Source organism: Sulfurospirillum cavolei (assembly GCF_001548055.1).
GTDB lineage: Bacteria > Campylobacterota > Campylobacteria > Campylobacterales > Sulfurospirillaceae > Sulfurospirillum.
Window position 1 is genome coordinate 755,722 of the sequence record NZ_AP014724.1, and the last position, 13,154, is coordinate 768,875.

Annotated in this window: 13 protein-coding genes, 1 tRNA gene and 2 rRNA genes; 10 read left to right on the top strand and 6 right to left on the bottom strand. The window is 44.6% G+C overall.

All coding sequences use genetic code 11. The features are described from left to right. Positions 1 to 49 precede the first annotated feature (49 nt). The 4 genes from UCH003_RS03870 (at position 50) to UCH003_RS03885 (ending at position 4,550) form a co-directional block, all read left to right on the top strand. A 23S ribosomal RNA gene (locus UCH003_RS03870) occupies positions 50 to 2,960 on the top strand. 136 nt (positions 2,961 to 3,096) lie between these two features. Beyond that, positions 3,097 to 3,212, top strand: a 5S ribosomal RNA gene (gene rrf / locus UCH003_RS03875). A 55-nt stretch (positions 3,213 to 3,267) separates the two neighbouring features. Beyond that, the gene (locus UCH003_RS03880; RefSeq protein WP_060825499.1) at positions 3,268 to 4,158 is read left to right on the top strand and encodes a DMT family transporter; all 891 of its coding nucleotides are present in this window, start codon (positions 3,268 to 3,270) and stop codon (positions 4,156 to 4,158) included. Next, positions 4,155 to 4,550 carry a thioredoxin fold domain-containing protein gene (locus UCH003_RS03885; protein WP_060825500.1) on the top strand — a complete coding sequence of 132 codons (396 nt, stop codon included), beginning with the start codon at positions 4,155 to 4,157 and terminating at the stop codon, positions 4,548 to 4,550. The genes UCH003_RS03880 and UCH003_RS03885 overlap by 4 nt, the downstream gene beginning before the upstream one ends. On the opposite strand, the gene UCH003_RS03890 is transcribed toward UCH003_RS03885, so the two are convergent. Further along, positions 4,540 to 5,424 carry a nucleoside recognition protein gene (locus UCH003_RS03890; protein WP_060825501.1) on the bottom strand — a complete coding sequence of 295 codons (885 nt, stop codon included), beginning with the start codon at positions 5,422 to 5,424 and terminating at the stop codon, positions 4,540 to 4,542. The two genes, UCH003_RS03885 and UCH003_RS03890, sit on opposite strands and share 11 nt — an antisense overlap. 67 nt (positions 5,425 to 5,491) lie before the next feature. Between UCH003_RS03890 and UCH003_RS03895 the strand changes: the two genes are divergently transcribed. After that, positions 5,492 to 5,568: transfer RNA gene (locus tag UCH003_RS03895), tRNA-Arg, on the top strand. Positions 5,569 to 5,624: 56 nt separating this feature from the next. Here the strand turns inward: UCH003_RS03895 and UCH003_RS03900 are convergent. From UCH003_RS03900 to UCH003_RS03910, 3 genes are read right to left on the bottom strand one after another with little or no spacing between them, the layout of a single operon-like run. Beyond that, the gene (locus tag UCH003_RS03900; protein ID WP_039673231.1) at positions 5,625 to 6,083 is read right to left on the bottom strand and encodes a GNAT family N-acetyltransferase; all 459 of its coding nucleotides are present in this window, start codon (positions 6,081 to 6,083) and stop codon (positions 5,625 to 5,627) included. Then, complete coding sequence (gene murG, locus UCH003_RS03905) at positions 6,077 to 7,111, bottom strand: undecaprenyldiphospho-muramoylpentapeptide beta-N-acetylglucosaminyltransferase (RefSeq protein WP_060825502.1); 1,035 nt, start codon at positions 7,109 to 7,111, stop codon at positions 6,077 to 6,079. The genes UCH003_RS03900 and murG overlap by 7 nt, the downstream gene beginning before the upstream one ends. Further along, complete coding sequence (locus UCH003_RS03910; RefSeq protein ID WP_039673227.1) at positions 7,108 to 8,268, bottom strand: FtsW/RodA/SpoVE family cell cycle protein; 1,161 nt, start codon at positions 8,266 to 8,268, stop codon at positions 7,108 to 7,110. Before UCH003_RS03910 ends, murG begins: the two co-directional genes overlap by 4 nt. A gap of 121 nt (positions 8,269 to 8,389) precedes the next feature. Between UCH003_RS03910 and flgB the strand changes: the two genes are divergently transcribed. From flgB to UCH003_RS03930, 4 genes are read left to right on the top strand one after another with little or no spacing between them, the layout of a single operon-like run. Further along, positions 8,390 to 8,827, top strand: a complete 438-nt coding sequence (gene flgB, locus UCH003_RS03915; protein WP_039673226.1) for a flagellar basal body rod protein FlgB — start codon at positions 8,390 to 8,392, stop codon at positions 8,825 to 8,827. Positions 8,828 to 8,837: 10 nt separating this feature from the next. Further along, entirely contained in the window at positions 8,838 to 9,332 is a 495-nt protein-coding gene (gene flgC, locus UCH003_RS03920) for a flagellar basal body rod protein FlgC (protein WP_039673224.1), read from the top strand. Positions 9,333 to 9,337: 5 nt separating this feature from the next. Next, entirely contained in the window at positions 9,338 to 9,634 is a 297-nt protein-coding gene (gene fliE / locus UCH003_RS03925) for a flagellar hook-basal body complex protein FliE (RefSeq protein WP_039673222.1), read from the top strand. 14 nt (positions 9,635 to 9,648) lie between these two features. Then, a complete protein-coding gene (locus tag UCH003_RS03930; RefSeq protein WP_039673220.1) occupies positions 9,649 to 11,430 on the top strand; it encodes a peptidoglycan D,D-transpeptidase FtsI family protein in 1,782 nt (593 codons plus the stop codon). Here the strand turns inward: UCH003_RS03930 and hemH are convergent. After that, the gene (hemH, locus tag UCH003_RS03935; protein ID WP_060825503.1) at positions 11,396 to 12,346 is read right to left on the bottom strand and encodes a ferrochelatase; all 951 of its coding nucleotides are present in this window, start codon (positions 12,344 to 12,346) and stop codon (positions 11,396 to 11,398) included. The two genes, UCH003_RS03930 and hemH, sit on opposite strands and share 35 nt — an antisense overlap. Positions 12,347 to 12,484: 138 nt before the next feature. On the opposite strand from hemH, the gene UCH003_RS03940 reads away from it, so the two are divergent. After that, on the top strand, positions 12,485 to 12,970 hold the full coding sequence (locus UCH003_RS03940) for a DUF1566 domain-containing protein (RefSeq protein WP_060825504.1): 486 nt from the start codon (positions 12,485 to 12,487) through the stop codon (positions 12,968 to 12,970). Here UCH003_RS03940 and UCH003_RS13710 read toward each other — a convergent pair. Continuing rightward, the gene (locus UCH003_RS13710) at positions 12,967 to 13,131 is read right to left on the bottom strand and encodes a hypothetical protein (RefSeq protein ID WP_173636953.1); all 165 of its coding nucleotides are present in this window, start codon (positions 13,129 to 13,131) and stop codon (positions 12,967 to 12,969) included. The two genes, UCH003_RS03940 and UCH003_RS13710, sit on opposite strands and share 4 nt — an antisense overlap. Between the last annotated feature and the right edge of the window lie 23 nt (positions 13,132 to 13,154).

Sequence of the window (13,154 nt, forward strand, 5' to 3'; positions counted from 1 at the left end):
TGTTTCATTACATTTAATAAGGGAGTGAAATGTGCATTAGAATACAAATAGGTAAGCTATTAAGAGCGAATGGTGGATGCCTAGGCTGTAAGAGGCGATGAAGGACGTACTAGACTGCGAAAAGTTACGGGGAGCCGTCAAGAGGCTTTGATCCGTAAGTATCCGAATGGGGCAACCCAGCTGATCGTGAGATCAGTTACCCTGCGGGGGGCGAACCTGGCGAAGTGAAACATCTCAGTAGCCAGAGGAGAAGAAATCAAATAGAGATTCCGATAGTAGCGGCGAGCGAACTTGGAAGAGGGCAAACCTGTTGCTTGCAACAGGGGTTGTAGGACTGCGTTGTAGAATGATGATAGATAGTAGAGTAACCTGGAAAGGTTAACCATAGCGGGTGATAGTCCCATATACGAAATCTAGATTCATCTTAGCAGTATCCTGAGTAGGGCGGAACACGTGGTATTCTGTCTGAAGCCGGGAGGACCACCTCCCAACCCTAAATACTACTTACAGACCGATAGTGAACCAGTACCGTGAGGGAAAGGTGAAAAGAACCCCAGTGAGGGGAGTGAAATAGAACCTGAAACCATTTGCTTACAATCATTCAGAGCCCTATGATTTATCAGGGTGATGGACTGCCTTTTGCATAATGAGCCTGCGAGTTGTGGTATCTGGCGAGGTTAAGAAAACTCGGAGCCGTAGCGAAAGCGAGTCTTAATAGGGCGAATTAGTCAGATGCTGCAGACCCGAAGCGAAGTGATCTATCCATGAGCAGGTTGAAGCTGGTGTAAGAGCTAGTGGAGGACCGAACTCGCTGACGTTGAAAAGTCTTGGGATGACTTGTGGATAGGGGTGAAAGGCCAATCAAACTTCGTGATAGCTGGTTCTCTCCGAAATATATTTAGGTATAGCGTCATGTTGTAGTATACGGGGGTAGAGCACTGATTGGGCTAGGGCCTATACCAAGGTACCAAACCCTGTCAAACTCCGAATACCGTATATGTAATCATGGCAGTCAGGCGGCGGGTGATAAAATGCGTCGTCAAAAGGGGAACAACCCAGACTACCAGCTAAGGTCCCTAAGTGATAACTCAGTGGAAAACGATGTGGAGTTGCTTAAACAACCAGGAGGTTGGCTTAGAAGCAGCCATCCTTTAAAGAAAGCGTAACAGCTCACTGGTCTAGCGATTCTGCGCGGAAAATATAACGGGGCTAAAGTTATCCACCGAAGCTGTAGATTCTACATAGTAGAGTGGTAGGAGAGCGTTCTAGTCAGCATTGAAGGTGTACCGGTAAGGAGCGCTGGAGCGGCTAGAAGTGAGTATGCAGGCATGAGTAGCGATAAAACGGGTGAGAATCCCGTTCGCCGAAAACCCAAGGTTTCCTACGCGATGTTCGTCATCGTAGGGTTAGTCGGGACCTAAGTCGAGTCCGAAAGGGGTAGACGATGGAAAGTTGGTTAATATTCCAACACCAATAATAGAGCGCGATGGAAGGACGCTTAGGGCTAAATGAGGCAACTGATGGAATAGTTGTTCGAAGGGTGTAGATTAGATGATAGGCAAATCCGTCATCTTATATTCGAGACCTGACAGGCACTTGATGCTCTTCGGAGTGGATGGTGAATCGTTGATGCCGTCGAGCCAAGAAAAGTTTCTAAGTATATCTGTTATTGCTCGTACCGTAAACCGACACAGGTGGGTGAGATGAGTATTCTAAGGCGCGTGGAAGAAATCTGGTTAAGGAACTCTGCAAAATAGCACCGTATCTTCGGTATAAGGTGTGCCTCCTTCTGTATATGGACTTGCTCCAAAAAGCGGAAAAGGTTGCAACAAAGAGTCCCTCCCGACTGTTTACCAAAAACACAGCACTCTGCTAACTCGTAAGAGGATGTATAGGGTGTGACGCCTGCCCGGTGCTGGAAGGTTAATTGATGTGGTTAGCGCAAGCGAAGCCATTGATCGAAGCCCCAGTAAACGGCGGCCGTAACTATAACGGTCCTAAGGTAGCGAAATTCCTTGTCGATTAAATATCGACCTGCATGAATGGCGTAACGAGATGGGAGCTGTCTCGACCAGGAATCCAGTGAAATTGTAGTGGAGGTGAAAATTCCTCCTACCCGCGGCAAGACGGAAAGACCCCGTGGACCTTTACTATAGCTTGACACTGCTGTTGGGATAAAGATGTGCAGGATAGGTGGGAGGCTTTGAGGGTGTGACGCCAGTTGCACCTGAGCCATTGTTGAGATACCACTCTTCTTTATTCTGATAGCTAACTGGGACATATTATCTATGTTCAGGACAATGTCTGGTGGGTAGTTTGACTGGGGCGGTCGCCTCCTAAAAAGTAACGGAGGCTTACAAAGGTTGGCTCAGAACGGTTGGAAATCGTTCGTAGAGTATAATGGTACAAGCCAGCTTGACTGTGAGAGATACACCTCGAGCAGAGACGAAAGTCGGTCATAGTGATCCGGTGGTTCTGTGTGGAAGGGCCATCGCTCAAAGGATAAAAGGTACCCCGGGGATAACAGGCTGATCTCCCCCAAGAGCTCACATCGACGGGGAGGTTTGGCACCTCGATGTCGGCTCATCGCATCCTGGGGCTGGAGCAGGTCCCAAGGGTATGGCTGTTCGCCATTTAAAGCGGTACGCGAGCTGGGTTCAGAACGTCGTGAGACAGTTCGGTCCCTATCTGCCGTGGGCGTAGGAAAGTTGAGGAGAGTTGACCCTAGTACGAGAGGACCGGGTCGAACGAACCACTGGTGTACGGGTTGTTCTGCCAAGAGCATCGCCCGGTAGCTATGTTCGGATGTGATAACCGCTGAAAGCATCTAAGCGGGAAGCCAACTCCAAGATGAACTTTCCCTGAAGACCTCATGAAGACTACATGTTTGATAGGCTGGGTGTGTAATGGGTGAGAGCCCTTTAGCTGACCAGTACTAATAGGTCGTTTGGCTTATTCTATATTAACGTATGATAATGCTATTTCACTTCCTTATTAAGTGTAAAGCGCTTTGTTGACAGACAATACTAAAATCACCGAAAGAATGGTGAATTAAGCCTATTTCGCTATAATGCGACAATAGATTTAATTCACGATTCTGGTGGCTATTGAGAAGAGGAAACGCCCTGTCCCATTTCGAACCAGGAAGCTAAGCTCTTCATCGCCGATAATACTCTCTCTTACTGAGATGGAAACGTAGGTCGCCGCCAGTTCTCGTGATTCCTTACTCTTTACTCCTCATTTCGTCTTCTACAAAGGCGGTCTTCCTTGGAAAAAAATCAATCAAAAGCTTATGTCTTTGCTCTTTTAGCAGTATTACTTTGGTCAACAGTAGCGAGTGCTTTTAAATTGACATTGGCTCATTTAAATGCCTTACAGCTCTTGCTCTCTGCCTCTTTTTTCTCCTTGTGTGTTTTTTTCCTTGCGATAATTTATCAAAAAAAATTTCCTTTATTACTAACCTATTCTAAAAAAACCTATATGCAGTTGGCTCTACTAGGCTTGATTAATCCTTTTAGTTATTACCTCATTTTATTTCGTGCCTATGAGCTTTTACCAGCGCAAGAGGCTCAGCCAATCAATTATACATGGGCTTTGACACTGACCTATTTGTCTGTTTTTATTTTAAAACAAAAAATGAGCCTTTACGATGGCATTGCAGGCATACTGTGCTATTGCGGTGTATTGATCATCTCGACACATGGCGATTTATGGAATGTCTCTTTTTCTAGCCCTAAAGGTGTCTTTTTAGCGCTCTTTTCAACGGTCTTGTGGTCACTGTATTGGATCTATACGACAAAATTACATGTCGATCCTTTGGTAGGGCTTTTTGTCAATTTTCTTTTTGGTGTTCCTGCTATTTTCATCTATGCCTTATTGACGTCTGATCCTTTAGTCTTTGATCTTTATGGTGTACTAGGGTCTTTGTATATTGGCGTTTTTGAGATGGGAATTACCTTTATTTTATGGCTTCAAGCGATGAGGCTAAGTACCAATACGGCTAAAATTGCCAATCTCATTTTTATTTCACCTTTTTTATCGCTGCTTTTTATCTCACTGCTTGTTGGTGAGACGATTCTTTTCTCAACGTTTATGGGATTGGTTTTAATTATACTGGGGCTTTTGATACAACAAAAAGCCAAAAAGGAGAAGCTATGAAAAGATGGCTTTCTTTCGTGCTTGTATTGGCAAGTATGGCGCTTTCTTTAAATGCGGACTTCTTAGATATTGAACGCCAAAGAGCTTTAAAAGAGCATAAATTGATTCTTTTAAGCGTTGAGAAAGAGGGATGTCCGTATTGTTTGAAGATGCAAAAGGAGGTGTTTGGCGTTACAACATTCGATCAACACATCGCGCAGCACTATTTACATGTAAGCATTCATCAAGAAGATCCAGCGTTACCCAAAGCGTTACATGTCAAATATTTCCCAACAAATTTAGTCTTATCACCGAAGGATTTAAAGATTATCGATGAGTTTGCAGGGTATATGGCACCCGAGAGCTTTATCGAGCTCTTAGATGAAGTGTACGCGCAGGAGTTTAAGCCCTAGCTCTTTGATAGTACCGGACAACCAGCATGGCAATCAGCGTTGCAAACACCAAGCGAAGCCCCACAATCACCCACGGATTTGCCCCAAAAATGACGAACAAGAGCGTATCTTCAATGATAGCGTGACAGATCATAAGATAGGTGCCGATAAAAAGGATCTCACGATCTTTTAGGACACCTTTTTCATACTCCGAGATCAAAATGCCTGCCCCATAGGTAATGCCCAAAATAACCCCCACTGTGATCGAAAATCCGCTGTTCACTTTTTGGGAGTGTTTTTCAATGATGGAAAGTGACTTGATAAAATCAAGAAAAAAGATCAGTAGAGTTACTAAGATGATAACTTTAATCGAAAGCGAAAGCGATTCGTACAATGAGTTTTGCAAAAGCGCAAAGAGCGATTGATACATAGGGTGTTCTGGTGCCAAAGTTTCTTGTGTAGCAATATTCTCAAACCAGCTTTGTGGAAACTTGGATGCAAGCCCACCAACGAGAAGTCCTGCTCCTAAACGCAGTCCAATGGAGTAAATCCTTGAAAGCCCCAATCGTTTCATGATCTCCGTCTCGACAATAAGCGCGTGAGCGATTCCTAAAAAAACGGCCAAAACAGTCCACTCTTTCGCGCTAAGTCCCAAAGGAGCCGCAAAAGCAATGGCGGCATAGATATTCAAAAACAGTCCGCTGACAATGGCAAGAGCTGCTTCAGGTGGAAGATCCAAGAGTGCAACAAGCGGTTTGAACACAAATGTAATATGCGCTAAAAGATTGTAATAAAAAAGAATATCTGCCAAAATGTAGATGGGGACAATCAATTTTAAGATCGTCCATGAACTTTTTAACGCTGTTTTGAGTGATTTTTGATAACTAAATGCCATTTTGACTCTTTTTTAATACTTAATTTATATTAGCTAAGCTATAATACCGACCTCAAAAGAGAAATGTGCGCTCGTAGCTCAGCTGGATAGAGCATCGGTTTGCGGTACCGGAGGTCAGGGATTCGAATTCCTTCGGGCGCACCACTTCGTTTTTCACCTCTTGATAGCGAACTTTTGGTTATCTCAAACACTTACATTATTTAGAACGTCTCTTCAAATACCCTATATTTTGTTTTTTGTAATCCTAACTCTTCATAAGCTTTTTGAGTCGTTTTATCGTCTTTGTGAACATAAAGTCGAATTCCGCAGACGTCGTAATGCTCTTTTGCGAGACTTTTGGCTTTATCTAACAATGCGTCGTGAATCTCTTTTTCATGCTCATGGTCGGTCACGAAAATACTTTGAATGCAATAATACGCTCCGTTGTTCCAATCGCTCCATTCTCTTGTGATCATCGTCAATCCGACAATAGTTTGATTGACTTCCGCCATCAGGTAAAAACCGTTGTGAAATTTAGCAAAAACTTGATGGACGCCCTCGGTGGTCAATGCGAGCGAAACGTTTTTATTAACGGTTTCTTTAGCGAACAAAACGTTAAAAGCGGCAATTTCTTTGGCATCGTCGCGCGTTGCGATACGAACGATTAAGTTTTCTAACATGTTGACTCCTTAGGTTGATTTTGCAGTATTGTATCGACAATCGCTTTAGCTCCGCCTTCATGAATTAACGCGGTCAGTTTTTGCGATAAAGAGGCAAGATCGCATGCCAAAATCATCTCAAATAGCTTTTGAGAATCGACGTGCGCTTGTTCCATCATCAGTGCGGCACCTTGATCGACCAATGTTTTGGCATTGTAATATTGGTGGTTGGCGGCGGCATGCGGGTAGGGAATAAAACAAGCAGGCAAAGAAACGGCGCAAAGTTCCCAAAGCGTGCTTGCACCCGATCGGCTGATCGCAAAATCGGCACGTGAGAGCTTTTGGGCAATCTCTTTGGAAAAGTCGAATACGTCGGCGGGGATAGCGGTCTCGTCATAGAAACGTCGTATGCGTTCAAACTCTTTCGCTCCCGTTTGGTGGATAATTGCAATGCCTCTTTCATGGAAAAACGGGGCAAGCGTACATGCAAGTTCGTTAATAAACGTTGCGCCTTGACTTCCGCCTAAAAAGATGACGGTTTTGAGTGTTTGACGCTGTTTACGGATCGCAAAAAACGCATCGCTTACGGGATAATCCGTCATAATTGCGTCATGTCGATAAGAGTTAAAAAACGCTTTAGCAAACGGCTTGAGCAGTCGGTTGAGCTTTCCCTCTACGGCATTTTGCTCATGGATATAAAGCGGTAACCTTGCGATCAACGCACCGAAGGATGCCGGTGCCGCCGAATATCCGCCGACGGAAAAGACGGCACTTACGCCGTGTTGTTTAAAAAGACGTCTACATGTAAAGGCCAAACGCACCGTCGTGAAAAGCGAACGAAGTTTGTGAATACCTTTTTTATTGACCACGCCTCTACTCTCCAAAAAGTACGTGCGCTCAAACGCATCGTCGCCTTCAAACCATGCACGGTCTTGCCCTGCGGTTGAACCGATATAAAGCGGTTTATGACCTCGTTTGAGTAACTCTTCTTTAATCGCCCGTGCGATGACCAAATGGCCACCCGTGCCGCCTCCGGTAATTGCAATCATAATTTTGCCTTTTTGCTGATCATTAACACCATTCCGATACCGACCGAGAGGGCTAAAATGGAGCTACCTCCGTAGCTGATAAAGGGAACGGAAATACCTTTAATCGGCGTGATCGAGGTAATGCCGTAGGCATTCATTAAAAATGAAAAAACGATCAAAAGACCGATACCCAAAGAAAAAAGATAGTAGACTTTACTATGACTTCTGGAAGCGATTTTAAAGATACGGTAAATAATCGTCACAATGACGAGCGTTAAGAGCGTGACGCCTAAAGCTCCGACTTCTTCGGCGATTCCCGCAAGGGCAAAGTCGGTGTGCACTTCACTCAAATAGCCGAGCTTGAAAAGTCCGTTGCCGATACCTTCACCGAAAATACCGCCGTGTTTGATGGCATTGAGCGAGTGGGAAATTTGATAAGGCTCGGGTGCGTCTTCGACACGCAAAACGGATGCGATGCTTTCGGGAAACATTGAAAGAACCATGTTCTGAATCGTCGCCCACCATGTTTTGATTCTTAAAATACGGTGCGTTGAGCTAAAGATGGCGACTAAAAAAACGAAAATAGAACCTAAAATCGCGAGCATAAAGAGTTGCGCGCTGGTGCCGGCGAAAAATGCCATCACGGCAAACGTCAAGGCAAGGACGACGACTTGCCCTAAATCGTTTTGCATAACGGCGATCAAATAAATGACCAAAACGAACATAGCGATATACGGCAAAATCAGTAACATCTCTTCTTTGAGGCTTTTTTTATCGTTGTTCAGTTTGCGTGCAAAACTCCACGCAAGGAAATAGACAAATCCGATTTTGAAAAACTCAACCGGAGCTAACGAAAAGCCCGGAAGACGAATCCACCGTTTCGCCCCGCCTGCGGAGGTGACGAGTGATTCGGGAAGGTAGTGCATGACGCCCATTAACAAGAGGCAACTTAAAAAAATCGTAAAGCCGATATGCATTAAGAACTTATCGGGATCGAGTTGCGAAAGCGACCACATGATAAAAATACACAGCATTCCTACGGCAAATTGGCGAATGAAAAAATGGTATTCGGAATAGTCGAAAAAAAGTGTCGTAAACACCGGTAGAGAGAGTGAAAAGACCATCCCTACAAAGAGTGCAAAAGCACAGAGTGAAAAAAGTATTTTATCGGTTTGCATGCTTTCTTTGTGTATAATTAGATTTTGATCTATTCTACACAAAAATAGATTAAAGCTTGGTTGAAGCATATTTTGGAATAAAAATTGCTTGCATAAGGCAAGATTCGAGAAAGGGTAACAAATGGGATTTGAGATCAGTAAATCAAACGCTTTGATGGTCGAAGGCTTAAACGCAAGAGCCTTGCGTCAAGATTTGATTTCAAGCAATATCGCCAATATCGATACCCCTTTTTATAAATCGAGAGACGTTGATTTTGAGACGGCTTTGATCGAAAAAACCAAAGAGATTTACGGTGCGGGCGAGACAGGAAACGCAACATTGGAAATGGCGCAAACCGACATGTCGCATTTAAGCGGAGATAAAAGTTTTGATACTTCCAAAGCGACGATTTACCTCAGAGACGGGCATACGGCACGCAATGACGGTAATACCGTTGATTTGGACGTCGAGACTTCCGAGCTCGGTAAAAATGCGATGATGTTTAACGCACTCACGTCGGCGTTGCAAAAAAACGGTGCTATTTTTAAAAGCGTCATCGAATATTCGTCTAAACTATAAGGATTGAGCTATGGCATACTTGAGCAGTTTCGATATTAGCAGCTACGGACTTTCCGCGCAACGCTTCCGTATGGAAGTGATCAGCTCCAATATCGCCAACGCCAATACCACGCGAACAAGCGAGGGCGGTCCTTACCAACGTCGCGACGTCGTCTTTAAAGCGACGGATTTCAATCAAACGCTCAATGACAAACTGGCGAGCCAAAATAACCTCTTAAGTTATGAAAATCCCTTAGACGATCCGTTCTTGCAAGAGAATGCCAATCCTGCTATAATGAGCGTTGCCGTGGATAAGGTGGTACGCGACGAGAGCGAGTTCCGCTACAAATACGACCCGACGCATCCGGACGCCAACGAGGAAGGATACGTGGCATATCCGAATATTAATCCCGTCATCGAGATGTCCAATCTCATCGAAGCGACCCGTGCGTATCAAGCCAACGTTTCGGCGTTTCAAAGTGCTAAATCCATCGCTCAAAATGCGATAGATCTTTTAAAAGGATAAGCTAAATGCCTAGTAGCATTGATAAACTTTCATCACTCAATACCTTGCTCTCAACCGGTGACAAAAGTGATGTTAAAAGCGGTGACGATTTTTCAAAGATTTTAGAACAATCGATTGCCGAAATTAACGATTCGCAGGTCAAAGGCGATCGTGCTATGGCGGATATTGCAACCGGTGAAGTCAAAGATTTGCATCAAGCCGCTATTGCTATCAATAAAGCCGAAACAAGTATGAAACTAATGCTAGAGATTCGCAATAAAGCCCTTAGTGCTTATAAAGAGATCTCTAAAACTCAAATTTAACTTTTTGCCTTTGCATGGAACCCTCAGATACTAAAAAAATTAAAATTCTCTTCTTATTCGTCGTCGTACTTTTAGGGTTTATGATCTTTTTGGGAACCCTTTTTTATTGGGCTACCATCGAACGACGATTGCCTCGTTTGGAACACAGCGAAGTCAACCATGCATTGCGCGGTAATATCGTGAGTGCGGACGGTTTTAAAATTGCAACAAGCCAACAACTCTACAAAGCCATCGTCGACACGCGCAATATCGATCCTAAAAAGCTAGACCTTTTCGTGCGTTTGTATTCGCTTTACAGCGGAGACGATCCTAAAGCGGTCGCCGCGACGCTTGGTTCCAATTCCGGCAGTACGGTGTTATCGTATCGTATCGATTCAAAAACGGCCAAATACCTGCAAGAACTTTCACGAAAGCTCTACAAGCTCGGTGTTTTTAAAAGTTATGAAGACCCCAAAACGGGCGTAGCGTTTTTGCACGGACTGAGCGTGGTCGAAAGCGGCGAAGACAGGCTTTATCCGGCGGTGGATTCGCTGACGCCGATTGTCGGCTACGTACGTAAAGTCGAGCAAAAAAACATCACGAAAACGACCGGCGTTAAAGGTATCGAGCGCTACTATGAAGACAAGCTCTCTTCGGTACAAGACTCGTTGGTCTACGGTTTTCGCGATATCGCCAATACGGTTATTTTGGACGGAAATAGCGTCTCTTCACGCCGCTTTGACGGTTACGACGTGCATCTGACGATCTCGTTAAAAATGCAAAAAATTATCGAAAGCGTCTTGGATCAATATCAAAAAAACTTAGAAGCCAAAGAGATTATCGTGGGTATCTTAAACAGCGACACGGCCGAATTCGTTGCGTTGGCGTCGAGCAATCGTTTCAATCCCGATCTGATCGAGAAAAAAGATTACGGTTCTTTGAACGTATCGGCGATCGAGTATATTTACGAACCCGGTTCGGTTTTGAAAAGCATTACGTTTGCGCTATTGCTTAAAGCAAATAAAGTCAATCCCTACGATATCGTGAACGTGTACGGCGGAAGTTATAAACTCGGTACGAAAGTCATTAAAGATACGCACAAGGCGGACAAACTGACCGCCGAAGATATTATCGTCTATTCCAGTAACGTCGGAACGGCGCAAATTGCTCAAAAACTCGATGCAATGGAGTTTTACCAAGGACTCAAAGATTTTGGGTTTTCGGTGCGAAGCGGCGTGGATTTGCCTTTTGAAAATCCGGGGATTATTCCTACGATCAACCGCTTCAATTCTCCGATTTACAAAGCTACGGTCGGATACGGATACGGTATGAACGCGACTTTTATGCAAGTGATTCGCGCGTACAACGTTTTCAATAACAACGGACGTATTTTAACGCCGATGTTGGTTAAAAAGTTGGTTTCGCCTATCGGGCAAGAACTGTTTCCCGAAAAAAGCCCCGAAAATCAAATTATCCCCGTTTCGGTGGCGAAACGAATGCAAAAGATTTTAATTAAAGTCGTTCAACAAGGTACGGGAACGGGTGCCAAAATCGAAGGACTCGAAATCGGCGGTAAAACCGGTACGGCACATATCGCGGAGGACGGAGAATACGTTCGAAGTTATAACGGCTCGTTTTTCGGCTTTGCCAACGATAAAAAAAATCGCTACACGATCGGCGTCTTAGTTCGCGAAGCCAAAAAACGACAAGCGTATTTTGCGGCGCAAAGCGCGGTTCCCGTTTTTAAAGAAGTGGTCGAAAAGCTTGTTGAAAACGGCTACCTTACTCCTTCAAGCGATCTTGTACCCAGCAACTAATCGCTTCAACGAAACCATCATCGTCGTTGGGGCATTGTGCCACAAGGTAGCGCTCAAATCCTAATTCGTGCGCAAGATGCGCATACTCTATGCTCAGTTCAAACTCCGTTTCGGAATTGTCGATCGTAAATGAAATGGGCACGATAAGTGCGTTTTTATTCTCCAGCGTTTTGAGCTTCTCTTCTAAAGAAGGCTCTAACCATTTAACCGGTCCTAGTTTGGACTGATACGCCAGATGCACCGCTTTAAAGTGAAGCTTTTCTGCTTCCAAAAGTTTTTCCATCGCTTTTACATGTAACGTAATTTCTTTCTCATACGGATCGCCACTCGCAACGATTTTTTGCGGCAAAGAGTGCGCCGAGAAGATCAGCTCCATCTGTGTTGGGTCATTTTCGGCAAGTGCTTCTTTGATCTTTTTGAGCAAAAGGCGGTTGTAGCGTTCGTTTTCATAAAAGTGGTCGATCACGCGTATTTTAGCACCCAATCCCAACGCTTTTGCCGTTTTCATGAAATCTTCTACCGAAGATTTGGTCGTCGTGGTCGAGTAGTGTGGATACAAAGGCAACAAGATAACTTCCTCTATTCCTTGTGCTTGAAGCTCGCGGATCACTTCATCGCAAAAAGGCGGCGTATAGCGCATCGCGAAAGTTACATGTAAAGAGGGAAGGGCACTTTGCAGTTTTGAAACGAGTTGTTTGGTATAGCCCACCAAAGGCGATTTGCCGCCTAATTTGGCGTAGTTGGCTTGTGCCGTTTTCGTGCGAGAGGTCGTGATCATAAACGCGATCAAACGGCGTAAGAGAGAGCTTTTAACGGTGATAATATTGGCATCGTTGAACATGTTGGATAAAAAGAGTTTGACTTCATCAAGATTGTTTGGACCTCCCATGTTCAGAAGTACCAGTGCTTTTTTCATTCTAAAACCTTTGCGTAAGATAATCTCTATTGTACATGTAAGATGCTAAAGAGTGCTTTACATGTCAAAAGTGCTGAAACGATTAAGCGGTGCTGTGGTATGTTTTGAAAGAGTGTTTCCAAAGACGAGGATAAATCGATGAAAAAATATATAGCAACTTTCCTTGGTTGCGCGCTAAACGTAGCGGCAGAATGTTCCTTTCCCGCAAATACTTTGATCGCCACCGCGGACGAAGTGCGCGACACAAAAACAGGACTCATTTGGAAACGCTGTGCCCTTGGGCAAACGTGGCAGAAAAACAGAGGATGTGTGGGTGAGGTCGAGCTGATGCGGCGCGTGGAAGTTGATGAAAAAGTACGCTCGCTTGGCGAAAAATGGCGTTTACCAACGGTCGATGAACTGCTGACCCTAGTCGATGCTCGCTGTCAAAATCCCGTGATCAACACAAAGATTTTCGGCAAGGTGGTCGATGTGACGGGCGAGGGGGCAAACTACCTCACTGCGTCCGTCTACCTTGAGGGCGATGAGGTCATACCGACACTTTTTTACACGATTGATCTCTTAAACGGAGGTGTTGACGCGCACACCAAAGGCTTTGTGGGAGCCGTGCGGTTGGTGCGTTAGAGCTTTTTAAGGGGCACACCATGGCATAAATGCTTTTCATCTTTTGCCACACGCGCGCATTTTTCGCAGATAAACTTGGGTTTGGAGACGATCTTGACGATCTTTTTGGCATACGCTTTCACGTCGTCTTTTTTCAGAGAACAGAGTTTTTTGATTTTCATGCTACGCCTTTTTTTGACATGTA